This is a genomic window from Brevibacterium sp. UCMA 11754, assembly GCF_021532275.1.
Classification (GTDB): Bacteria; Actinomycetota; Actinomycetes; order Actinomycetales; family Brevibacteriaceae; genus Brevibacterium.
This window is the reverse complement of sequence record NZ_JACBOT010000006.1, coordinates 100,487-125,112: the sequence shown is the minus strand read 5'-3', so window position 1 is coordinate 125,112 and position 24,626 is coordinate 100,487. Positions and strand designations below refer to the sequence as shown.

The 24,626-nt window shown below is 57.7% G+C and carries 17 protein-coding genes; 3 read left to right on the top strand and 14 right to left on the bottom strand.

All coding sequences use genetic code 11. The features are described from left to right. Positions 1 to 116: 116 nt before the first annotated feature. The 3 genes from HX613_RS03185 to HX613_RS03175 form a co-directional block, all read right to left on the bottom strand. A complete protein-coding gene (locus HX613_RS03185; protein WP_235344040.1) occupies positions 117 to 1,319 on the bottom strand; it encodes an alpha/beta hydrolase family protein in 1,203 nt (400 codons plus the stop codon). 125 nt (positions 1,320 to 1,444) lie between these two features. Beyond that, positions 1,445 to 2,887, bottom strand: coding sequence for an APC family permease (locus HX613_RS03180; RefSeq protein ID WP_235344039.1), 1,443 nt, complete (start codon positions 2,885 to 2,887; stop codon positions 1,445 to 1,447). Positions 2,888 to 3,831: 944 nt separating this feature from the next. Continuing rightward, the gene (locus HX613_RS03175; RefSeq protein WP_235344038.1) at positions 3,832 to 4,575 is read right to left on the bottom strand and encodes a hypothetical protein; all 744 of its coding nucleotides are present in this window, start codon (positions 4,573 to 4,575) and stop codon (positions 3,832 to 3,834) included. Between the two features lie 161 nt (positions 4,576 to 4,736). On the opposite strand from HX613_RS03175, the gene HX613_RS03170 reads away from it, so the two are divergent. After that, positions 4,737 to 5,270: a TetR/AcrR family transcriptional regulator gene (locus HX613_RS03170; protein ID WP_235344037.1), complete on the top strand. Its 534-nt coding sequence runs from the start codon at positions 4,737 to 4,739 to the stop codon at positions 5,268 to 5,270. 79 nt (positions 5,271 to 5,349) lie between these two features. Continuing rightward, positions 5,350 to 6,564, top strand: coding sequence for an L-2-hydroxyglutarate oxidase (gene lhgO / locus HX613_RS03165; RefSeq protein WP_235344036.1), 1,215 nt, complete (start codon positions 5,350 to 5,352; stop codon positions 6,562 to 6,564). A 160-nt stretch (positions 6,565 to 6,724) separates the two neighbouring features. Here the strand turns inward: lhgO and HX613_RS22035 are convergent, their stop codons facing one another. The 9 genes from HX613_RS22035 to HX613_RS22485 all read right to left on the bottom strand — a co-directional run bounded on the left by HX613_RS22035 (position 6,725) and on the right by HX613_RS22485 (position 16,483). Next, positions 6,725 to 7,462 carry an AMP-binding enzyme gene (locus HX613_RS22035; RefSeq protein WP_328284885.1) on the bottom strand — a complete coding sequence of 246 codons (738 nt, stop codon included), beginning with the start codon at positions 7,460 to 7,462 and terminating at the stop codon, positions 6,725 to 6,727. Further along, positions 7,459 to 8,310: an AMP-binding protein gene (locus HX613_RS03155; RefSeq protein WP_268826555.1), complete on the bottom strand. Its 852-nt coding sequence runs from the start codon at positions 8,308 to 8,310 to the stop codon at positions 7,459 to 7,461. The genes HX613_RS22035 and HX613_RS03155 overlap by 4 nt, the downstream gene beginning before the upstream one ends. A gap of 24 nt (positions 8,311 to 8,334) precedes the next feature. Further along, positions 8,335 to 9,183, bottom strand: coding sequence for an MBL fold metallo-hydrolase (locus tag HX613_RS03150; protein WP_235344035.1), 849 nt, complete (start codon positions 9,181 to 9,183; stop codon positions 8,335 to 8,337). Continuing rightward, entirely contained in the window at positions 9,180 to 10,895 is a 1,716-nt protein-coding gene (locus tag HX613_RS03145) for an acyl-CoA dehydrogenase (protein ID WP_235344034.1), read from the bottom strand. Before HX613_RS03145 ends, HX613_RS03150 begins: the two co-directional genes overlap by 4 nt. 9 nt (positions 10,896 to 10,904) lie before the next feature. Next, positions 10,905 to 11,693 carry an SDR family oxidoreductase gene (locus HX613_RS03140; protein ID WP_235344033.1) on the bottom strand — a complete coding sequence of 263 codons (789 nt, stop codon included), beginning with the start codon at positions 11,691 to 11,693 and terminating at the stop codon, positions 10,905 to 10,907. Positions 11,694 to 11,724: 31 nt separating this feature from the next. Continuing rightward, positions 11,725 to 12,513, bottom strand: a complete 789-nt coding sequence (locus HX613_RS03135; protein ID WP_235344032.1) for a crotonase/enoyl-CoA hydratase family protein — start codon at positions 12,511 to 12,513, stop codon at positions 11,725 to 11,727. A gap of 428 nt (positions 12,514 to 12,941) precedes the next feature. Then, the gene (locus HX613_RS03130) at positions 12,942 to 13,547 is read right to left on the bottom strand and encodes a TetR/AcrR family transcriptional regulator (protein WP_235344031.1); all 606 of its coding nucleotides are present in this window, start codon (positions 13,545 to 13,547) and stop codon (positions 12,942 to 12,944) included. A gap of 241 nt (positions 13,548 to 13,788) precedes the next feature. Next, positions 13,789 to 14,883, bottom strand: a complete 1,095-nt coding sequence (locus HX613_RS03125) for a UvrD-helicase domain-containing protein (RefSeq protein WP_235344030.1) — start codon at positions 14,881 to 14,883, stop codon at positions 13,789 to 13,791. Next, a complete protein-coding gene (locus HX613_RS22485; protein WP_235344029.1) occupies positions 14,873 to 16,483 on the bottom strand; it encodes an ATP-dependent nuclease in 1,611 nt (536 codons plus the stop codon). Before HX613_RS22485 ends, HX613_RS03125 begins: the two co-directional genes overlap by 11 nt. A 515-nt stretch (positions 16,484 to 16,998) precedes the next feature. Between HX613_RS22485 and HX613_RS03115 the strand changes: the two genes are divergently transcribed. Then, entirely contained in the window at positions 16,999 to 17,625 is a 627-nt protein-coding gene (locus tag HX613_RS03115) for a recombinase family protein (RefSeq protein ID WP_235344028.1), read from the top strand. Positions 17,626 to 17,646: 21 nt separating this feature from the next. Here HX613_RS03115 and HX613_RS03110 read toward each other — a convergent pair whose 3' ends face one another. Together HX613_RS03110 and HX613_RS22480 are read right to left on the bottom strand one after the other, a co-directional pair. Beyond that, complete coding sequence (locus HX613_RS03110) at positions 17,647 to 18,909, bottom strand: hypothetical protein (RefSeq protein WP_235344027.1); 1,263 nt, start codon at positions 18,907 to 18,909, stop codon at positions 17,647 to 17,649. An 80-nt stretch (positions 18,910 to 18,989) separates the two neighbouring features. Continuing rightward, positions 18,990 to 24,617, bottom strand: coding sequence for a helicase-related protein (locus tag HX613_RS22480; protein WP_235344026.1), 5,628 nt, complete (start codon positions 24,615 to 24,617; stop codon positions 18,990 to 18,992). Positions 24,618 to 24,626: the final 9 nt, after the last annotated feature.

Sequence of the window (24,626 nt, the reverse complement as noted above, 5' to 3'; positions counted from 1 at the left end):
GAAAGAATATGTAATAGGTCAGGCTTTACCGACTACAATTCGACCAGCTGTACGGCCGATGGTCGTCCATAATGGACCGTTTTACGCTGGTCATCTTCCAATAGTTGGATTTGTAGTCAGGAACTAAGAACCTCGCGGGCCCAGTCGGCCATATAATCGATCGCGGGAGACATGTTTCCAATGTGGCAGTGTTGATCTCCCCCTTCTTCAGAGGTAAAGATTCTCAATTCTCGATTCGGGCTATTTGTGCATTCTTCAAATGTCGCCTCGGCCTTGTCCACTGTGATTTGCCGGTCGTTCTCGCCGTGGGTGATCAGAATCGGCACTGTTATGTGCTCGAGTATCCCTTCCAACGTGAACCCGTCTGCGATTTCTGCGGCGTTCTCGAGCGATTGGGCGCCCAGCACCCACATAACGTGCTCGAACACATGTGGCACCGACCTTTCAGTTCCCTGGCCGGCGATCCGCTCTCGAAACTGCTTTCCCCAGTCGTAGTTTGCCCCCCAAGCGATGCAGCAACGGAATCGCTTCTCGAATGCCGCCGCGCGGGGAGCGTGGTAGCCACCCATGCTCAACGCGGCCATTCCGATTCGCTCAGAATCTACGTCGGTCCTGGTTTTCAAATAGTCGAGGCACGCCGAGGCGGGCAGTTCTGCGTTCGGCGAATTATGTAGATCATGCTTGCGGAGTGCCTCACCGACTCCGGGATTGTCGACGAACAGGACGGATATGCCTCTTCGGGAAAGGGCCTGGCCATAGCCAGTTAGGAACAGGAACTCCTTGATACCGTCTAGGCCGTTGAAGTGGACAAGGCAGGGCGCTGGGCCGGTGCCCTCGGCGCGTACGAACAGAGACGGAAGGACGGACTGTTCGAAGGGAACCAACACTCGCTCGCAGTTGGCCTCACCATATTCGACGTACTTCGCGAAGCATTCCAGTACCCGGTCGTAGGCAGCGTGCCGATCAGGGTTACTGTGATTGGGAAGCCGTTCGCCAGTGAGGTACATGATTGTCGCTCGGCGGAATTTTTCGGCGCCCGACAATGTGTGGCCTTCGGCCACGTCGTTCTCCGCCCTCCGGCGCAACTGATCTGCGCCATTGAGCCACGCTTCGAAGAGCGCCAGCGAGGGTTCATCCGACTGCTCGAGCTTTCCACCGCGCAGATGCGAACAGGAGCGGTCGATCTCGTCGATGTTAGCCCCCATGTCTAGAGCCATTGACAAAGCTAAGTCGGCGGGATAGTCACTGAAATAGGTATACATGTTGTGTTTCTGTCCTTTGGCGATCAGTTGGAATTGTTGATGTGCGAGCAGGGCCACGAACCCCTATGGGATTCGCCTGACACACGAGTTCTCGGTCCGCCTCACGAACAACCGCGCACCTCACGCGGTCTCGAGACCGGATCGAATAGAATTCGACTGGCGGTAACCGGGTGCTCGCTGGATTAAGCGCGCACGTTCTGTAGCGACGCGGCGATGCGGTCGACCTGCCGTTGGCGTATTGCCCCCCAGCCGGCGAAGAAGAGAATCATTACAGGCATGAGATTGACCCAGAACGTACCCGAGCCTGTGATGTCTCCATAGTGGGCGATGACTAGACATGTCGCCGCGAGGAACCCGACGATTGCAATCGTCGGAGCGATCAGCGTCTCGTAGGTGGACCCGTGGATAGTGCCCTTCACCTTCGACGCAATAGTACTGACTGATACCGTCGTCATCTTCGTCATCATGTTCAAAGCGTTGTAGCCGCCAATTGCAGGGAGCAGATCTACCATGGGGCTGCCTCCAGACACCGCGAAAGGGACGAGGAGTAGGACCGTAACACCGACTTGGCAGAACACGGCTATGTGGGGGGTGAAGAATCGAGAATGGGTCCTGGCGAGGGCCGCAGGCAGAATTCCCGCGCGTGCCGAAGCATACATGTAGCGTGTCGACAGGTTGTTGAAGGCAATCGCTGCGCTGACAATAGTGACGGCGATGATGAAGTTGGTGACTGGCCCGGTCCATCCACCTAGATAGGTTGAATACAGAGTCGGCACGAGTGTGCCCGGGTCGCCGCCCGAGAGGCCAACAGGGTCACCGTTGGAAGCTGCAACCAGTACCCAAGAACCTAAAGCAAAAAGGATACTGAGCGTGATCAGAACGAGGTAAGTGACCCGCGGGATCGTCTTGACGGGCTCCCGAACTTCCTCACCATAAGCAGAACTTGACTCGAATCCCGAAAGCGAAAGCAGGATGAAGACGATTGACAGCCCGAATGCAGCTGGGGTCACACCCGTCATCGAGAATACTTCTCCGGTGAAATTGCCAGGCGACTGAAAGAGCACCGCAAGGAAGAACACAAAGATCATAACGAACTGCAATGCGCAGATCACACTGTTCACTTTGCTGGCAACTCCTACCCCGATCACGCCGAGCCAAGTGACGAGCACCAGTATTACGATTGAATAGACCCACCAGGGCAGATCTAAGCCCAGCGGCACGAAGGAATTCATAAGAAAGTACCCGCCGATACCGACGAAGGCAACGGTAGCGAGGTTGTAACCGACTGCAGCTATCAACCCGATCCCAGATCCAGCCATACGCCCCAACCCGTGAGCAGCGTATGCAGCGTAGGCGCCCGAGTCGACTACGAATCGCCCGAGGACGCTGTAACCTGCAGAAAAGAAGAACAGCAACACCGTCACGACGACGGTGACGACCACCGTTGCCGGGCCGACACCTAGCACGAGGCTCTCGACCATATTGGAAGATAAAGTCGTCAGGGGTGTAATTAGTGCTACCGCCATTACTGACGCGCCCAAGACACCCATAGTACCTTTTTTGAGCTCTCCCGCCTCAGCGGTGGGAGACACAAGTTCGTGTTCGAACTCGTTGTTGACTGCCATAGTTAACAACTTTCTAATTCGATTATGAAACAGCATCGCACGTCGTGCAATGCCTGACCACGAGGACGGCGCAGAAGATCGACGATCTATTTCACACCTCTATGGAGGTTGCAAGAAGCCGACGCGTCATCTCTTCCAACGGTGGAGGAACTACAGCGACGCAACTCTGCCATCTCTCGTTGCCAACCCGACCAAACTCACACGTGGGATCGAAATCTGCAAGCCTCCGAATTACGCTGACGGGTCCATTCGAAGCGGCAAGACTGTCGAGACTTGCAGGCTCGGCTCGCCCAGCACGAGCAGAGAAAGTTGAATTTCCGCGACTTTTCGGCTGGTCAAAGCAATAGACCATTGGCGAGTCACTTTCGTTTCAAGCCTTCAGCAAATTGGAGCCATATATCCAATCGAAATCAATCCGGCCAGCTAGCAGAATCAATCAAGCTCGATCCCGCCGACGACTCCCCTGATGCAAAGTCGAGTTCGCCTCCGGGCAAACTGAAGACGGTGGATAGGCATCACGACTAGGGGTGGTTGCACTCAAGTCTCTTACGCTGCGGGAATCGTGTTTACCGCGACTAGTACATCGAACACCAGTTCAATCTAGTGTTGCTATTTCAAGATCTGGTCTAATCGAGAGTCTCAGAATCTTTACTGAGGTCATCAGTTCTCAACCGTCACTCACTGAGATCGCGCTGCTTGTTCAAAGGCGACAACCTAACAAAGGATTTAACTGTCAGGTCACTGCAGGTCGCAACCGTCCTCCTGCACAACTCTCGCGTTTAGTTCAACAACCTGAGCAACAAGCGCCGGCAGCCTACTAGACCAGGCGCACGATCGGTTCCCCTCGGAGATACCAGGTACGCTTCAGCTGTTTGACTCGAGCCAATGGCGAGTTGTCACTGGGACTGGAAAACTGAAGCGGTCAGCTGCCCGAAAGATTATCACTAAAGCACAGTGCGAGCTTGATGGAACTCTATCCAGTTTCCAAACTCGCAGGCCAAGTGCCATTGGTGTCCTTTGGCTACGCGATCTCCAACGTGCTTAGGAAATTCGACGGTGTTCCACGATTCGAAACCGCCGTTGATCAAGTTGCGGAACTGATGCCGCACTCCCCCAATTGGCAGTCCCGCCGCTGTGCGCGCGACCCCGGCAATTTGGAACGGGTACTCATCTGATGCTTGGAGCTTCAGCGAAGAAATGTCGTTGTAGTCAATAAAGAACTCTGTCGGGAGAGGCGAACCTCCTGTCGTTTCGACTACCTTCTGACGACCGTTATCATCTTCGCCGATGAAGTAGTGATCCGGACAGGCAGCAAGCATTGCGTCTGAGTCGGGCAGAGCCGATTGATCGTTGAACCATCTCACGAACTCTTCGGCACTACCAGCCGGAACCGTAATCTTTACCGAACTTGCGATTCGCTCACCTTTGGCGCTCTTCGCCGCGACGAGAGAAATGGAATTGCCTAGCCTCACTCTGGTCCTGAGCTTACGTTGCAGTTGTGTGGGTCCAATGATCCGTTTCAACTCGAACAGTCGCCGGCGCAGGTCATCGACGTCTCCCCCGTCCGGGGCAGGAGCGCCCAACAATCTGGAAACACTCTTCAACCTAGTGAGTTCCCAGGAGAGCACGGCCTCACGGCTCGCCTCCCGATCGCCGATCTGTGTGACCATCTGCAGGTGCTTCGCCATCGTGGCTCCTCTCTTCATCGTCTATCATAATATTAATGCAACTTTTTCTGCAATAGGTACTCGCCGTCTGGAGAATGACTATGAGCAAGCCGAGTCCAACACCGAGACCGCGGCCCAGTCTTCGGCCCGGGGGCAGGAGCGCCCGAATTCGGGAATCGGTGGTGTCCGCGGCACTAGGGCTGCTAGAACAGCACAGCATTGAAGAGCTCAATGTGTCGCAAATCGCCCAGGCAGCTGGAGTCGCAGAGACAACAATCTATCGTCGTTGGGGATCTTTGCCTCAGATAATCGCAGAAGCAATGTCCCGATTGGTCCTGTCAGAAAACCAAATACCCGATTCAGGATCCCTTGAGGACGATCTAAAACGTTTGCTTGCAAACGTAGCTTCGATTATCGAGAAGCCTGCGGTGCGCCGAGTATTCAGATTCACGATGTCTGTCGATGACAAGAACTCCGATATAAGCAACGAGTGCAAGAGATTTTGGAGAACACGCTTCGAGATGGGGACGGTCATTGTCGCCCGCGCAATCAGACGAGGAGAGGTACCTCAGTTGGCAGATCCGCAGGCAGTAATTGAAGTGCTCGTGGGGGGTGTTTACGTTCGCTCCTTCCTCCTCGAACAACCGGTTACCAATACTCTGATCACGTCCTCAGTGCGTGCAGCAATGGACGTTGCGCGGACAGCATCTGGCTGAATGGCACACTGACAACGCGACGTATGCACGAGATGAGCACTTCACTCACCACGGTATGTCCGAAAGGAAGCTGATAACCATGGGTACTACCAAACACTTTGGAATCATTGGCGCCGGAGTACTCGGCGCCGCAGTAGCCCGCGAGGTCTCTCAAAAATTCCCAAAGGCCCACGTAACTGTCGTTGACAAAGCCAGCACAGTTGCCGCTCATCAGACAGGCCACAATTCCGGAGTTGTGCATGCTGGCCTGTACTACGAACCTGGGAGCCTTAAGGCCCGCTTGTGCCGACGTGGAGTCGATCTCATGTGTCAGTATGCAGTGGACGGAGAATTACCTTTCGACGAATGTGGCAAGCTCGTCGTAGCCCTCGAGACCCATGAAGAACCCAGATTGAAAAACATCTATAACAGGGCCTTGGCCAATGGGGTCCCAGATGTCGAACTGGTCGGACCAGACGGCATCAGAGAAATTGAACCCAATGCCGTAGGACGCATGGCGTTACATTCACCGCACACCGCAATTATCGACTATTCGGCTGTGGCGCGACATCTCATTCAGGATGTCGTAGATACGGGTGGTGATGTCCTATTGGGTGCCGAGGTAACAGAGATTCTCAATGGGCACCGCTCGTGCTCAGTGGTCGTCCGGCGCGACGACGGTGAAGAAAAGTATACTTTCGATCACCTTATAATTTGCGCGGGTTTGCAATCCGATCGCATGGCCTTACTCGCAGGCGGTTCTCGGTATCCCAGGATAGTTCCGTTTTTCGGTCAGTACAGCATGTTAGGTGCAGCACACCGCAACATCCTTCGCGGTCTGGTCTATCCAGTCCCAGACCCAACCTACCCATTTCTCGGAGTCCACCTGACGAAGCGAGTGGACGGCGAGATGCTCGTTGGACCCAATGCATTCCTCTCTCTCGGCCGCGAGAACTACTCTGGTTGGCAGATCGGTCTCAAGGACAGTTTGGCAGTGGCGAGCGAACCAGGCTTCTGGAAGTTTGCCAGTCGGAATCTCAAAGCTGCCGGACGAGAACTTGAAGCTGTCGTGTCGCGTAGGAAGTTTATCGGTGGGGCGGCAAAGTACGTTCCAGATTTAGTCGGCGCTGAATCCACTCCGCTCACCAGGGGAATTCGCGCTCAAGCTATGGATCGTAAGGGGCATTTGGTTGACGATTTCGTGATCGAGAGGGTCGGAGCTTCCACTATCGTGCGCAATGCGCCATCCCCCGGCGCTACGTCATCCTTGGCGATCGCTGAATATCTAGTTGAGACGACTATCGAAATCGTCTGATAGCAGTGCTTTGAATAAGATGGCCTCTCCAAGATACGAAATTGACTGGAGCACCGGCAGACGCAAAGCGTTCACCTCCGCCTCCGTACCGACACGCCCCACACAAGGTTCTACAGTGCCGGGAGATAACTTCAGCTAACCCAGGATTGCTCAGTCAGGGTCAGCCGTTCCACTGCAAACTATGAACTCCGGGACGAGACGTCTTGCCCCCGGAGTAATACTCTTTAATAGATCGTTTGAGCACTTTACCTGCGCCGGAGAGCGGTAGTCGCGAAACGAAATTAACCGAGCGAGGAGCTTTGTAGTGGGCAATCAGTTGCCTTGTGTGTTCACGGATTTCCTCGGCAGTCGCAGCCTCTCCCTCGTGAAGAACGACCACGGCATGGACGCGTTCGCCCCATAATTCGTCGGGTAGGCCTACTACTGCGACGGCGTCTACCGCAGGATGCTCAGCGATAGCGGCTTCTACCTCAGTCGAATACACGTTCTCACCGCCGCTGACAATCATATCTTTGATTCTGTCTTGAACGAACAGATAGCCGTGCTCGTCCAGATAGCCTACGTCCCCTGTGCGAATCCACCCATCCACAAATGTTTCGCGAGTCTCAACTGGCTTGTTCCAGTACCCAGTCGATATGTGCCCACCGCGCACTAGTATTTGTCCTGGCGCGAATGGCGGCAACTCGGCGTCGTCTACATCGACAATCTTCACTTCTGAATGTGCAACAGCACGGCCGGCCGATCGCAGGCGCTCTCGATGAGGTCCGTCAAGAGTGTGGTCTGCCGGCCCCAAGAGAGTCGCGACAGTCGAAGTCTCTGTCATGCCGTAAGCCTGTGTGTAACGCAAGTTAGGTGGCAGAACCTGCTGGGCTCGAGCCAACAGTGCCGGCGAAATCACCGACCCCCCGTAGCACAGCACCTCGAGTGTCGACAGATCGTACTCACCAATATTGGATGATCGACGAGAATCTGAATCATCGTTGGCACAAGGACAAGATCTGTGACGCCCCAACGTTCCACAGCCTGGAAGACTGATATCGGATCGAACTTTGGCACGGTCACGTGAGTGCCTCCGAGGATCGTTTGTTGCACCCACACGGCGAAGTCGGCGGCATGGAACATCGGCGCAGCATGAAGGAGCACGCCGTCTCTCCGAATACTGATTCCCTCGGCCAGCATCCCAAGCCCAGATGTGACGATATTGGAATGACTGAGCATGACTCCCTTGGGGAAGCCTGTCGTCCCTCCCGTATAGAAGATTCCAGCTAGATCATCTCCGGAGCGGAGAGCGTCATCGATGGGTGGAGACGAGGCGGTCAGTGTTTCATATGAGACCAGTCCTTCCGGGCAGCGTTCATCGCCTGCGTAGATGACGTTCTGCAGACCGTCATACTGTCCGCGGATTTCATCGACGAGGGGAACAAAGGCGTCATCGACGATGAGAACACTGCTCTCTGAGTCCGACAGGGAGTAGGCAACCTCCTTTGGTGCCCAGCGTGTGTTTACCGGGTTCAGCACAGCGCCGGCCCACGGCACTGCGAATAGGTACTCGGTGTACCGCTGGGAGTTCATGGACAAGATGGCAACCCGGTCGCCGGGGTCGACGCCCAACGATCGGAGGCCCCCGGCTAGTCGCGCGACGCGGTCACGCAGCTGGCTGTAGGTTTGGGAACCGGACTGCGAAATAGTCGCAACTCGCTCCGGCGTCGTCTGTGCGGCCCGACGAAGGCCTTGAGTCAGATACATCGTGCTCCTTTGCAACGGTGGGACTCATTCAGTGTGGGAACTCGCGGCCTTCTTCCGCTTCATCGCTGTGGATGCGGACAGAATCAGCGCTGAGGGGTTGTCGTGGTCGGGAAATTCCGACTGCATGTGCTCGATCACGTCACGCGAGCTCGTCATCTCCTCCACTGCGCGGGAGAACTCATCGATATAGGCGCGCGTAGCGGTGATCGTTGCTTCGAGGTCGTTGTCACGGGCTTCCGCACGTTTGTGTCCGGCGACGACGGTCTTCGGTGCCAGCGCCTCGAGTTCGTCGATGCTGGCCAGCCATCTCTGCCATTCTGCCGGGCCGGTCACTGCGAGGAAGGGATGGATGCCGTTGTAGACGGCATCCCCGGCGATCACAGCCTGAAGACCCGGAATGTGCACGATCGCCGTCGGCGAGATGTCGGCCTGTTCGAGTTCGATGAGGCGGACCGGTTCTCCGTCGACCGTGACCTCGTCGCCTTCCAGCGCTTCGGGAACTGCGGAATTGTCCAAAGCAGCGCCGTCGAAGTACTGGCGCACGTCTGCACGGTCCTGGTCCAAGCTGTCTGTAATGGACGCCGCCACGGATGGGATCGTCCAGGCACGAGCCTCGGGGAAGCGTTCGAGCAGAGCATCGAGCCCAAAGTAGTGGTCCCAGTGTCCGTGCGTGACCAGGATCGCGGTCAGACGTCTGCCGGAGCGTTCGATTCGTTCGATCACCTCGTCCACCGACTCCCGCGTATAAGGAGTGTCGACCACAATCGCCTCATCCGCGCCGAAGATGATCGTCGACGAAGTGGGCGAGAAGTGACCGCCTCCGGCCATCTCGAGCATGGGGCTGACATAGACATCCAGTGCGAGCGAGGTCATGTGATCTCTCCTATCTCAATGATTTCTACGAGGTTGCCGAGGCGGCAGCCGAGATGATGCGTTCCGAAGAACTCGGCCTCGCGTAGACGACGGTGGCTCTGGGAGTCCGGATGCGCCACAGACGCCGCCGTGATGCGCGCGTGCATCCACATACCGGCGAGGTCGCCCCAGGCGAGCAACATCGGCACCGAAGCCGCGAAAGCATCACGGGGGTGCTGCTCTCCAACGGCGACGAGGGCCTCCACAGCCTTGCCCATCGTGGCCACAGCCGATTCGAGCTGTCCCGCGGTGCGGGCAGCAACAGAGTCCTGGTTGTCTCGCAGCGGCTCGACGTCCCTGGCGATCCGATCGAGTACGCGGCGGGCAAGTACTCCGCGATCACGTAAGATCTTTCGTCCGATCAGGTCGTTGGCCTGGATCGCTGTGGTTCCCTCATAGATGGGCAGGATCCGGGCATCACGATAGTACTGTGCGATTCCCGTTTCTTCGATGTAGCCGCTGCCGCCGTGCACTTGCACCGCGTCAGAGGTGATCTCGACTGCTGATTCGCTCATCCACCCTTTGACCACGGGTGAGAAGAAGTCAGCGAACTTTTGTGCCTCGTCGGATCCGGAACTGGCATCGATCCACGCTGAGACTTGGACGGTCAATGCACGCATGGCTGAGATCCTGCTGGCCATCGACGTAAGTCGTCGACCGACATCGGGGTGCTCGGCGATCGGAGCGCCCTGCGAGCGTTCGAGTGGAGTCCCCTGCACTCTCTCGTGCGCATAATCGCGGGCCATCTGATAGGCCCGGTCGGCGACTCCGACTGACTGGACGCCCACCCCGATACGAGAGACGTTCATCATCACGAACATCGATTCCAGTCCCGCATGGAGTCTACCTACGAGGTAGCCTGTTGCTCCGTCGTAGTCCAGAACACAGGTGGCACTGCCATGCAGACCGAGCTTACGCTCGACCGAGACCGTACTGATGCCGTTGCGCTCACCAGGTACTGCATCTGGGGACGGCAGATATTTCGGCACGGCGAACAATGACAGCCCCCCGTGGCCTTCGGGCGCTTCCGGCGTGCGCGCTAGAACCAGGTGGACGATGTTATCGGCCAGATCATGATCGCCCCATGTGATGAAGATCTTCTGTCCCTTGATCGACCACGTCCCGTCAGAGTTCGACTCAGCCATGGTCCGCACGGCTGAGAGGTCGGTGCCGGCTTGCGGCTCGGTGAGGTTCATCGTTCCCGTCCACCGCCCACTGACCATTGCCGGAAGCAGCCATGCCTTCAGTGCGTCGTCGCCCACGGCGTGAAGTGCAGTCACAGCACCCCTTGTCAACGCGGGAATAAGGCCGAATGCAGCCCCGCCGGCTGACCAGAATTCATCAATCGGGTGAGTGATGATGTGCGGCAGCCCATCGCCGCCCGCATCGATCGGGGCGGCCAGTGCCGGCCACCCTGCCTCGATGAATGTTCGGTAGGCATCAGCGAACCCTGAAGAGCTCGTCACCGCTCCAGCGGCGAGTCCTACACCTTCTCTGTCCGCTGGGGCATTCAGCGGATGGATGACGCTGGTCGAAAATTCTCCGGCATGGGCGAGTACGTCCACGAGGTCTGCCAGTGACATCTCCTCGTGTCCGAGATCGTCGAGAACAGCTTGCCCTTCGATGATGTTCTCGAGGTAGAACGCATAGTCTTCGACTGGTGGACGATACATGGTGGCCTCCTAGATCGCTGCGCCGACCGTGGTACTCAGTCCGCCGTCCACAGGCAGAACCGCACCTGTGACGAATGAACTCGCCCGCGAACTCAGATATATGGCGGCGCCGACGATGTCGTCTGGGTCGCCGATACGGCCGACGGCAGTGGCCTCGCGCAGCTCGTCACCCTTCTCTTCCAGTGCCTTGGCCAACATCTTGGTGGGAAACGCGCCTGGCGCGATCGCATTCACGAGAATGCTCGGCGACAATGCCGAAGCCAGATGTCGAGTCAGATGGTGGGCCCCGGCCTTGGCGCTCGAATACGAATAGTTCTCGAACGAGGGAACTACGAGGCCGTCGATCGATCCGATATTGAGGATGCGCGCTGGATCTCCCTCCGCCGCCGCCTTCTCCAGCAGCGGTCGTGCCAGCTGGGCCAGCATGAACGGTGCCTTGACGTTGACGGTCAGCACCTTGTCCCAGGCGGAGCCCGGAAAGTCGTCCAGGGGTGCGCCCCATGTGGCGCCGGCATTGTTGATCAGAACATGCAGCGCAGACTCGCGGGCGGTGATCTCCTCAATCAGCGCTTCACAGTCCTGTGGACGGCCCACATCGCAGGCAACAGCAGTGACCTCGCCCAACGGGGCAAGCTGCGCGGCGGCGGATTCACAGGCCTCGACTTTACGTGATGAGATGTACACTCGTGCACCTCGGCGTAGAAACCCTTCAGCCAGCATATAGCCGATGCCGCGAGTTCCTCCTGTGATGAGAACGGTCTTCCCCTCCACGGAGAACAGATCGGTCGAAGTCGTCATAATTGGTCGCTCCCTCTCGTTGCGCTCACCGTCATTTCCCCTGGAATTCCGCATCGCGTCTTTCGACGAAGGATTGAATGCCCTCGCGGAAGTCCTCCGTGCCGAACACCGTCTCCTGGATACGGTCGATCTCAGCGATGGCGGCCTGCTCTGCCGCCTCAAGAAACTTGCGTGCACCCTCTTTGGTGGCTCTGATCCCCAAAGGAGCGTTCTTGCAGATCTCGTGCGCAAGTTCGATGGCGCGTTCGATCTGATCGCCTTCGGGCACGACCTCCTGGACGAAGCCCAACTGCAGAGCCCGCTCCGCGTCATACTCGTCGCAGAGGAAGAGGTGGTACATCGCGTTGCCCCATCCCGTGCGTGTGAGATACCGGAAATGCGCGCCACCTAGAGGGGCAATGCCGCGCTTCGACTCAAGCTGAGCGAAGCGTGTTGTGTCAGCGGCGACGGCGATGTCGGCGGCCAGCATCATCTCGATACCGATCGTGTATGTGATTCCCTGCACTGCGGCGACGACCGGTTTGCGGCACTGCCGACTCAGCCCGAAAGGGTCGACCTGCCCGTCGGGGACCGCCTGGGGCTCGGCGTCAGGCCCGAAGAAGCGAGGCATGTCCAAACCCGCCGTCGTATGCTTGCCCGAGAAGGACAGCACCGCGGCCCACAGGCCGTCGTCTTCGTCCACAGTGGTCAGATGGTCTGACAGCTGCTTCATCATCTCCGGTGTGAACGCATTCATCTTCGCTTCGTTCTCCACGGTAATGATTGCGACATGGCCATCAACGGCCATCGTCACGGCGCCGAGTTCCTGCTTCGAGTTCATGCTTTTCCTTGCAGGGTCCATCGGCATCGACGGACGCATCGAGTCCACTCTGACTTGCCCCTATCAGGGCGCCTGCTGCATTTAGACTATTTCGTCTAGACCGAGCCGTCAACTACTTTCAGCAGAATACTTCCTCGGCAAGAACTGGACATCCGAGAATTGCACAGTGGAGGGTTGTTCACCCTGACTGGCGGTGCCGCGCAGCTCGACAGGAATAGGGCTCAGGACATGGTGTCTCTTCACCGGCTCGCATATTGCCGTTCAGGAGAATAACCGCATCGCCGGAGTCTGTAGACCGCGACGCCGTGAAGAGGAAACCGCTGCTAAGTGTGCGCAGAGCACGAGGAACGCCGCAGGTACGCGAAACGAGACACGCCCTGTTGCCGAAAGACCCAAGGTCGGAGAACCGGCAGATGCCGGCGAGCGAATTACTTCGGGGGTTCGATGATGCTTGCGATGGTCTCGCCCACTGCAGTCAATGAATGGTCATCGTGAGTAGACAGTGCCACGACGAAAGCACCTTGGATCAGCGCCATGATCCCGTCAGCGATGTCACTGGAGGAACGATCCTGACGTACATCGCCATTGGCTTGTCCGGCTTCCAGCGCGACAACAATGTCACACTTCATCTCATTCAGCGCCGCGCTCAGCTGCTGCCTGAACAACTCCGAGGTCGAACTGACCTCAGAGGAGAGCTTGCCAACGAGACAAGCACGCTGATGTCCGGTACCGATGAAGCGATCAACCATGCTCATGAAATGGCCGACAATCTTCTCCGCTGTGCTCAAGCCGTCCTTGGCCAGCCAGTCATCGAGCATGCTTGCCTGGTGCGAGACATAGCGCCCGACAAGCGCCTTTGCGAATCCGTCCTTCGACCCAAAATGATGATAAAAGGATCCTTTCGGGACTTCAGCAGCCGCGAGAACTCCATCGATCGAGGTACCGTTGAAACCGTTCTGATAGATTAGTCGAACACCTTCGCGAAGTAGCTTCTCTTTATGCGGGAGTGGTCGTGAGGCCTGGTTGCCCATCATCGTCACCCGTCTCCCCTGTCGTTCCAACTACTTCCGCCTGGCTGAGTGCAACCAGACCTAGATCTGCGCAGTCTCTTCTTTTGATTGTGATGACTACCAGTCTAATGAGTTTAGCTTCCGATCCTTTCGATTGCGACCGCTTCCGACCCCACCTCGTTGGACTCAATAGGTGCGGCGAGCCGTTCTACTCAATAGTGCATGGTCCCATCCTCCGCGGTAATTGCAGGAGCGGAAAGGACAGCTAGGACTCTGACGGTCTTTGCCAGTACGGATACGGACTGTTGGCGGGCTCATCAAGGATGAATGCGACGCTTTGTCTCGCACGTGTAAGCGCCACGTAGAGGTAAGCGGCGCGTTGTTGCTCCAGAGGCGTACCACACTGAAGAAGTTTCTTAACTTCATTGGTCGGGATGATAAGGACGTGTTCTCGGCCAAGACCTTTCGAGACTCCTATGTTAATAGGCTTAAGGCGTTCGAAAGCCTTGCCGGAGTTCGCTGTGCGTCGCAAGACAAGTGGACGAAAAGTCTCCACGTAGTGGCCCACGTCGTTCGACTTAACAAGGAAGATCCCATCGTGCCCTGTGACAGTGGTGTTTCGTGATGTTGTTGGACTGAACCCAAGTTCCGGTGAAAATAGCGAGTCAGCCATCTCCACTATTTCGGGTCGGCAGCGATACGATTCGCTCATCTGTACAATGGCGAGACGCGTGGCAGCCTCCTCGCCTCGAAACCAGTCCCAGATATTCAAGTACTGATACTTCTTATTCTTTGTCTCGCGTGGGTTAGTAAGGAGAATTGCCTGACGCACATCCCCGACCATATCGAGCGGAAGAGATGTACCCATGAGCAGTCTCAAAATCTCCAAATCCCATCCGCAAAGATCCTGGACTTCGTCGATGAAGATGCGGTCATAGACACGCTCTAGCCTCATGAGAGGTCTGCCGGAAGCTGACTTATTCACGTGGTGCGCAAGCTGAGAAAGGTGAACCTTGCGGACTTCATCACGCTTGTTGAAGTACCGATCCCACGAGTAATTGGAGACGCCTTGTTGCGGTGCACTCTTGAAGTCGAAACCACACACTCGTGAGTGGGAGAACGCGAACGGAAGGTATGGGCGGACGATGTCATTAATGAGGAACGAAAACCACCCACGTACCTCAATGTTGTGGTGCTTTCCTGCAATCCTCGCGAGCCGCTCCCGCAGCTCCTCCTGATTCGCAGCAGTGTATGTGAGGATGAGTATCTGTTCGTCTGGATCTGCTCTGACGCTAGCATTGACGATGCTCTGTGTCTTTCCTGAGCCAGCCGCAGCCAAGGTCAGGTGATTATTCGCCACGAAGGAACTCAATGGCTCGGCGGAAGTATGGCGGAGGAGAAAGCCGTTCATCGGAATCTGCGATCCGCAGTGCAGCCTCGGTCTTGTTGTTCGACATCCACTTCTGGGGGTCCGCTCGTTCGGTTATGTCTAGGACCCGGCGCATTTGGGCTTCGTCAGGATTGGCGTTCAAAATTTGAGGCTCGAGCGTGTTTCCGAGAGCCGGTTCACCGATGAATGCGGAACGGCTCGTCCCGTTGACGAGGTCTCCCAGTTCTGAAATAAGGTCTTCGCTCGGTATGCCATCGTTATCGCGAAGCACCGCACAACGCTTGCCTGTCACCTTCGCTAGCTCCAGACACCGCGAAAGTGACAGCCCGCGCATTGAGAACACGTCGATACCGTGTTCGATCGGCCGGCTCCCAGTTTCGTCATAGTAGAAGCGTTCGAAAACGAGCTCATCAGACGGTCCCTCGACAAGCACGAATCGATCCGCAAGTACCATACGCAGCGTGTCATAGCCGGGCAGCTTTTGAAAGTACTTCACGGTGCTGGCGCTAATCTGGCCGAACGTAGAGATTGTCCCCTCGGACATGAGCTGGAGCCCATCCAGACCGAGCCGGTTTAATAGAAACGAGCTGTGTGTGGTGATGAAGAGCTGTTGCTCATCGCCGGCCAGATCATTAATGCGTTTCACCAACATATTGAGGCTAGTGTGCGAGAGGTGGTTTTCTGGTTCTTCAACCATGACTACTTGCGCCTGGTGAGCCCGGCGGGCCATGGCAAGTTCGATCTTGATCGTTGCCTGTTGACCTTGTCCGGCCATCGCGAACGGCAAGTCCGATACGTGTGGCACGACGCTCGAGTCCCACGAAGTGCGCGATGACTGGTCCATAGCGAGGGAGATCGGCTGACCGTTAAGAACGCTCCCCAGCTCTCGCATCCCTTCGTTAACCGATGCTAGATGCTGTCTAGTCATCTCCTCCTTGACAGTACGGAACGCCAGCGAAACCTGTGCTTTATCTTCAGGCTTGAGGTGGTCGCTCAAGATGTGCCGGAGGTGCCAGTCGACGCCATTGTTCGACCGGATAGTACGAGAATCGATTATTGCTGTGGTCAGCTCTTTCGGCCGCTTGGTAAGCACTCCGTCTTTGAAAGTCCTCCAGTCCACCGAATAGTACTCGACGGGTAAGATGACGCTGCCAGATTCAAGGTGCTGCTCCATCTCTTCTGCGTAATCGGCATCAGGTTCGATACGCATTCGTACACCAGCACTTTCGTGAACGGGCATATCGGAATTATGCGCCCCTAGGAGGTGCCGGGCGAACTCGTCACGATTTTCGAGGAATACCTCAATGTCTATGGTGGGCGGTGCCACTGGGTCTCCAGCAGCGCGAGCCTCGAAGAACTCGGCCACGAGCTTAGAGTTGAACCAGTAAGGGTTTAATTCCTCGGCTGCACGCCGACCATTCACTCGACCTGTAAGCGCGAGGCCGATCGCTTCGAGGAGTGACGACTTTCCGGATTCGTTGTCTCCAACAAGAATGTTGAGTTTAGCTTGGGGGAAAAACGTTTCATCCCGAAAAATGCGGTATCCACGGATTCGCACCTTCTCGATCACTTCTAGCCCTCTCGCGGGAATGTTGTTGCCGCATCTCTAGATGAGTCTTTCGTCGAGCGGCGTAGTAATTTCAGTCACTACATGTGATCGTAGCCGATCAAGTCACTCGTGAGGGCTAAGTCCGACGTGGATTTGAAGATAGGCGATAGCACAAGTATGTGGCAGCTAGCGGATCGCCAGTTGGTCAGCACGCATACTTTCTGCTCGAGCTAGCAGACTCACTCGGTTAGGTGAACTAGCTACAATTCGTGATAGTAATAGATCGGACTGGGCAAAAAGTTCTCGACCACTTTTGGGAAGTTGTTGCCGACTAGATGTTGTGGCGATGGGCGTCTATCGACAACGCGAACGGTGGTCAGTAAACGATCGTTTCCGCGACGTCCCAACTTCACCACTTCATTTCCGCTTCACACTGCGTCTGGAATGTCGCACAAACGTGTTCCACAATTGAACACGAACCTCTAACGGGAATTGACACATCTTCACTGTCAGCGACCTGTGGTACATCTGAACGCATGAGTTCGCCCCACCCCAGTTTCCGCAGGCTTGGTTATGGACGAGTCTCCACTGTCGGTCAGAACCTCGAACGACAGCTCGACTCTCTCAAACAGGCCGGATGCTCACGAGTCTTTTCTGACACTGGATCGGGAGCTAAGGCGGATCGTCCAGGAATCACTGCCCTGCGCGACCACGTGCGCCCCGGTGACACTGTATTAGTCACGTCTCTCGACCGCCTGGGACGCTCGATGTCGGGCATCCTCGGTCTCATTCACGAATTCGCCGAGGAAGACGTATCCGTAGAAACGCTGGACGGTTTATCCACCGACCGCCGCAAACCAGGGGGCAAAATCCTTCTCGCCGTCACAGCCGCCATGGCAGAGGTCGAACGCGACCTAATCATCGAGCGCACCAACGCGGGGTTGAAATCCGCACGTGCCAGAGGACGAGTCGGTGGGCGCAAGCCCCGACTGACGCCGTCGCAAGAACAGGCGGTTCTTTCCGTCGTCGACGGCGGGCAACAGAGCCTGACAGCCATAGCCGACGACTTCAGCATTTCCAGGTCCACGCTCTACAGGATCCTCGAACGGCACCGAGACAAGTCAGGCCCCGACCCAACTGTCAGTGGGCCAGGGTCTGACTGATATTACGAGAACTAGCAGTTCTCACGTGACTGGAAAGATTGCGTTTCCTTTTCCGTCCGACTTTGCCGATAGCAGCTTGACATTGCTGGTCTGGTCGAAGTCTTCAGGATTGACCTCGACCATCTGGATTCCACGTAAACGCTCATTTGAGTCGTAGTCTCCCAGCCGCGAGTTCGCCTGAACCACGTCGCCGACGCCAACGACCTGCCACCAGGTATCACCTGGCAATATCAGCTCGTTCTCACCCATCAGATGCGACTTCACCACTGGCTCCGACCTCTCGGACAGGAACAATCCACGCTTTGGAGCGAGCTCAAGCCGCAGACCGTTCTCCTCACCCTCTTTGTTCAACCAATGTGGATCCCTGCCCAACACTGACCCAAACCACCAGGTCTTCGTCGTCGCCGAACGCGCGTGCTCGTATCGCACAACATCACCCACTTGCAGATTCTGGTGCTGGTCGAACGACCACCGTGCCCACTGATCCCACAGACTCAACCGGGACAATTCGGACGTGCCCACACAGGGTCGCATCTCCTGGTGATACACCACGAGTCCGTCTTCGAGGTCCAGATTGGCCTCGGGGTCGTCGAAGACATCTTGAATCTCTGGCGGGCGCTCATGATGCTTATAGGCATGAATCACCGACTTATGTCGCTCGATCACACCTGCGTTCGCAATCTCTTGCTCATCAAGCAAGTTCCTGGCATCGTCGTCAACGCGTCGCCGCCGCGTCACTGGTGTGAATGGCGCCGGAGTCGGAGATTTCATCTCCTGCTGCTGCCTCGCCACGCTATCGATCCAGCTCTCAAACGAGAGCACTGGAAAAAGATCTCCGTCGTCGCGTGGCACGCCCGACACCTCATCCAACTGCATGTATGGGTACTGCTCGATCATGGTCTCCGCCAGCCAGCCGTCCGGAGGCAACCGCCACGCAGAATGGCCTTTCTGCGACCGCCACTGTGAAATTAGTGGCTCGACAAGCTGAGACGCAGCATAGAGGCGAATCTCGTTGATCTCGCGATGGGCGGCTCGGCTGCTTCGGCTCCACATATCACCGCTCCGGATGCTCTCGAGTTTCCGCATTCGCTTCTGGCTCGCCACCCACCATCCACTGATATCCATGTCATGGGTCGTCAACGGATCGAAATGTTCCTCGCCAGCCAGCCATGCCCGCAAGCGGCTCTTCGCTGCCCAATCGTGGAACCGACACCGCGTCTTCTCCGTGCTCCTAATACACAGTTCCACCAAACAAATTCGGCCGTCCATGTGTGCATTTCTCACGTCGTCAATCCTTCCACTCTGATTTGTTCGCGATCGTACCGGTGACCCATGACACGCCTCTTTTCGACGAGACCTGCTTCTCACTCAACGCTGGGGACAGTAGTAGCCGGCTGTGGCGCAGGCGGAGTATAAAGGTCCGGTGATACTGGCTCGCCTGGGGACCGTGCCGCCTGGGCCTCGACGCTCTTGAGGTTCTCCTGGAGCTGCTTGATCTTGCCGTGAGCATCGATCAACCGTGCTTCGTGGACCTTGAGGTCGTCCTCGTGTGCTGAGCTTTCCGCCGTTTCCACAGCGGCAGAGAAAGCTTCCAATCCGGTTGAGCACATTGTGGCCACCCGTTCCAGCTCATACCGGTAAACACTCAATGCAGGAGAGAGCTTGTGCTTATCCGTGGCTTCACGACGCACGCGCTCCACCGCCGCTGCTGTTCTTTCCTCGATCTGAATCGTGATCTTCTTCGCCTCGTCGCCGAGTTTCTGCGACCGTTCCATCCGTGCACTCTGAGCGTGCGCGGCCCCTTCGGATTCCGCCTCGTTCGTCGCCGTCTCAGGCACGCTGGACAGTCGATGCCCTGTCTCTGTGTACTTGACCGTCTCCGGTTGGCTCACGGTCACGCCCGATCTCGTGGGTGTCACCGCGACCCTCGTCACTGAATATCCGGCCTCGGTCCCGTCTCCATTCGTCTCTGGTCCCGGCTCCCGCTTCTTGCGGTCCTCAGCCTCCTGCATCTCCTTGATCTTCGCGTCGATCTCAGCCAGTTTCGCCTCCGCCTCGGCCAGCTCGTCGGCATGTTTGAACGGCTTGCCCAACTGCTCACCCACGGCCTCCAGCGTCTGCTCGGCCTCGTTCTGGTTCGCCACCAGCCGATCTCTGACCTTGTCCAGGCCAGTGACCTTGTTCTCCAGCAGTTGCGCGACATTCCGCGGTGCTGAACTCTGCGGATCCAAAATGGCGTCGAAGTCGATCTCCACCTGCACTGATTCAGGCAACGCCCCGGTGTCTTCCAACGTCAGGAGGACTCGTCGACCCGTCGCGTAGTCGTGTCGGAAGTCGACGTTGACGAAGAACCCACCAATCTCGATGCGGTTGCCCTCACCATTGATCAAACCGCCACCGGGCCGAGTGAATCCCTTGATATGCGAGTAGATCGCTTCCGAGGCATCCCCACGATTGTCATACTCGACACCGGCGACCCGTGCTCGGAAACGATCACCCTGCGTGTCGATTCGTCGTGTCAGTGCCTCTTCGACGGCAGGCAGGATCCGCTTGATCTGCCCGAGCCGCTGCTCAGCCGAACTTCGGCGGAACTTCAACGCCGCCTGCGCCTTGTCATGACCGCGTGCACGCCGAGATAGCTTCTGCACCGTCACATCGACTTCGGTACGTTCGACCAGCAACGGGTTTCCGGAAGATCCAGCCATCATCTGCTGCGCATCCAGCGCCAGGTCGCCGGGATCGTCGAGCTCTCTGACATCGAGTCGGCCCCGCATCACCTGAGCGATCGCGGTGGCCTTTCGACCGATGATGTCCCAGGACGTGCTGTCGAATGTGTTCTCCGTCGCGTACCGGTAGATCTGGACTTCACTGTTCTCGTTGCCCTGCCGCAGGATCCGTCCCTCACGCTGTTCAAGCTGGTCGGGTCGCCACGGACAATCAACATGGTGCATCGCCACCGCACGATTTTGGATATTGGCTCCGGTGCCCATTTTCTGGCTGGATCCGATGAGCACGTCGACACGACCCTCGCGGGCATCCCGGAACAGATTCGCCCGCTTCTCATCGTCCTTGGCTTCGTGGATGAACCGGATCCGCGACCGGTCCATCCCGTGCTTGGCCACCAGATCGGACTTCATCTGGTCATAGGCATTCCACTCATCATCAGTCGGCGTCGACAAGTCACAGAACACCAACTGCAGCCCACCCTTGTTCTCGGACACATCGGTTGTGCCGGGAACCAGGTATTCGTTGTCGCGGTTCTCGCGCCAGATCTTCGCGATTCGGCGAGTGACGTAGTTGAGCTTCACATCCCCGCTGAATTCCAAGCCGACCATGCGAGGGTCCAATGCCACCTGTCTGCCGTCGTTGTACACGGTCAGGTGGTTGTCCTCGCCTTTCTCTGGTCGACCCGACAGCTTATCCAAGCGTCCTTCGAGGTACTCCATGTACTGTGCGTGAGCCTCGGTGCGAGGAATGACGACCATCTCGGGGCGGCGGTCACCATTGGAGTTGACCGCCTGTTCGGGCACCGGCAGGTTCAGATCCTCGGCACGCTTCACATCGGCGAACTGCTGCCATGACGACAGCATTTCGGGGACGTTCTTGAACTTCGCGAACCGAGTCCGCTGCTTCAGCCGGCCCGCAGCATCACGTTCGACTCGAGTCACCGTCTCACCGAACGTTGACCCCCACTGGTCGAAAGCACGCACTCCGGCCTCTTCCAACAGATCAGGACGCAGATACCGTGTCATCACGTGGGCTTCGCTGATGCTGTTGGCAATCGGGGTGCCCGTGGCCATCGTGACCACCCGCTCACCATAGGTGTCCCGCAGATAGTTGATCTTCAGCTCCATGTCGGTGGCCTTCTCGGATCCTTCGATGAAAGCACCGGCAATCGAGGTGGGCGTGTGCAGATTCTTGAACTCGTGAGCCTCATCAACGGTCAGGTAGTCAATCCCCGTGGCCTCGAACGTCAGGTTTGTCTCGTCAGCGGCGGCGAGAATCTTCTCCAACCGTGCTTCCTGCTTCTTCTTCGCGTTCTCGATCTGCTTGACGGTGCGGTTCGTTTCGCTCTCCGTCGACGCTTCCATGGCCGCTTTGGCTTCATCGAGCTCGGCGGTGATGTCACGGAAATAGCTCTTCGCGGTCTCCGGTTTCACGCCCAGCATCTTGAACGACGAGTGTGTCATGATGATGCCGTCCCAGTCGCCGGTAGCTGCCTTGGCCACGAATTCCCGGCGCCCAGCCAGACTGCCTTTCTTCACTGCCAGATCGTCACTTCCGGCAGCAAGCAGCCGCGCGTTGGGGTACATCTCCTGCCACTCGCGGGTGAACTGTTCGAGCATGTGGCCGGGAACCAGCACGGCAGGTTTGGTGACCAACCCTCGCCGTTTCAGCTCCATCATTCCCATCACAGCGGCCCCGGTCTTGCCCGCACCCACGACATGGAACAGGCCCACTGCCGGTTCAGCGATCATCCTCGCCACCGCCGTGCGCTGATGCGGTTTCGGTACCCAATCATCGACCAGGCCGGGGAACGTCAGTCGCTCGGCCTCTGGAGTGTAATCACGGGGTACGAGTGAGTTGAAGCGGCGGTTGTAATCGGCACTGAGTCGTTCAGCACGCTCAGGATCGGCAAACACCCAGTCCTCGAACCGTTCGGCGATTTCCTCGGCTTTCGCTCGTGCCGCCTCGGTCTCGGTCGGGTTGAGGACACGGGTCTTATCCTCCATCGTGTCCATGACCTGGATCTCTGCACCGGTGAGCAGGTGGCGGTAGATGTCATAGACGGGCATTCTCGATGTGCCCCACTCCGTGGTGGCCTGCACCGACTGGCGTGCACCGGCATATCCGAACTTCACATCCCAATAGCCTGCGCCGGCCTTATGCACGCTCGCCCAACGGTCGCCGGCGATCTCTTGCAAGAACGCCTCATGATCGGACGCCGGAATCCATACCGCCCCGATAGTCGGGGTGATGTCCTCAATGGGAATATCGTCCGGGATCACCGACTTCAATGCATCCACGTTGACCGTGTACCGGTCATCGTTGACCGCAGCCGCTTCGGCCTCAGCCAGTTTCCGGCGCACGTTGCCCGACAGGTATTCCGCCCGCGTTGCCAGGTCTCCGGTGGTCGGATCGTCGAACACGAGAGCGCCGAGCTCTTCGCGAGCGGTAGCTTCGTCTGTTCCCAGCAGATTGGCGATTCGTTCGATCTCGGCCTTGCCCTTGGCATCCAGGCACAGTCCGAGGGCTTCTTCTGCCGTGTCGGCACCCAACAGGGGCCGGTTCTGCTCGACGGTGCGCTGGTGCAGAATGTCTGCCGCGACCGCTTCCCCGGTCTCGTCGTTGTAGGTTTCCAAGGCTTTCGTCAGTGACCACAACGGATCATCGCGCATGACCTGTGCCGGTTTCGGGTCCTGCCGCACCTGCACCCGGACCTTTTCTTTCTCCCCGGTGTCGTCGTTGTCAACTGTCACCGTCTGCCACTTCATCCCGTGCCGATTGATCGGACCGAACTTCGCGACGTGCTTGGCCCACACGGCCCGTGTGTCCTCGCGCAGTGCGACCAGTTCCTCGGTATCGACCGGAGTGGCCACCTGTCCCTCGATGAGGGCACTGGCACGGTCTCGAAGATCCATCAGTGACCGAACCTCGGCCATGGCGTTCTTCGGCACCTTCACGTCCACGTTCTCGCCGTAGACGACGCGCACGAAATGACCTGGTTCTGTCTCGACAATCGTTCCCGGCCACTGGCCCTCAGCCAGTTCGACGGGAGTCTCACGCTCACGCTCGGCCAGCATCTCCGCCGTGGGAGCCACGTACCCGCGACCACGTTCGTTGGCCGCATCGACGATAGCGGTCAGCCGCTGCCGCAGCAGTTCCGGTACCTGCTCCAGGCTTTCGGCACGCACGTTGATCTGCGATTCCCGGAACGTGCTCGCCTCCAGCTCGCCCAGAATGTTCTCTGGGTGGTCATGGAAATACCGATTCATCAAGGGCCGTGCACCGGCCTCACCGAGGTCGGTCGGTTGCGTCTTCACCCACCGCAGAGTCTCCGGTGTGGGATCTTCACCGGGCAGGCGTTTACGGAACACGAGCACATCGGTGACCACTTCGGTGCCCGCGGTCCGGCGATGCGCCCCAGTCGGCAATCGCACCGCGCCCAGGAAGTCGGCCTCGCGACCGATCTCTGCCCTGAACGCTGGATTCTTCGCATCCATGGTGTAGGCCGACGTCATCATCACCGCAACACCACCGTCGTGGAGGCCACCGACGGCTTTGCGGATGAAGTGATTGTGGATGGAGAATCGTTCACCCGGATTCCACGACGGGTCGAAGACGGGAAAGTTGCCGAACGGGACGTTGGCAATCGCGGCATCGAAATGGTTTGGCCGAATCAGGGTCTTGCCGAACGATTCATTGCGCACATCGGCGTGCGGATACAGATACGATGCGATCTGCGCTGACAGTGGGTCGAGTTCAACTCCGACCATGTTCATTGACTCTGGTGCCGAGCCGATGAAGTTGCCGGATCCACACCCTGGTTCGATCACGCGGCCCTCGGTGACTCCCAGACGCTCCAGTGATGACCACATTTCGGCCACGATGGCCGGGGAGGTGAAGTGAGCGTTGAGCGTCGTTGCCCGTGCCGCTTCCCACTCATCGTCGGTCAGCACCTGCCGCAACTGGTCACGTTCGCTCGACCAGTTCTCTTTCGCTTCATCGAAGACATCGGCCACGGCACCCCACGATGACCACCCGGCCAGGACTTCCTGATCCTGACCGGTCACCGTCCGACCGGACTCGGTCAACTCACGGACACGCTCAATCGCGGCCAGATTCGCCTGAAACCGTGCCTTTGGCCCCGAGGGCACATACTCTTTGGCCCGGTCAACGACGAACCTCGGCCCAGTAGTGTCCGGTGTCGTGTCCGCCTCTGTCCGGTCATGACCAGTGTCCGTGACCGGACGAACATCGTCGCCGGTCACGGACACCAC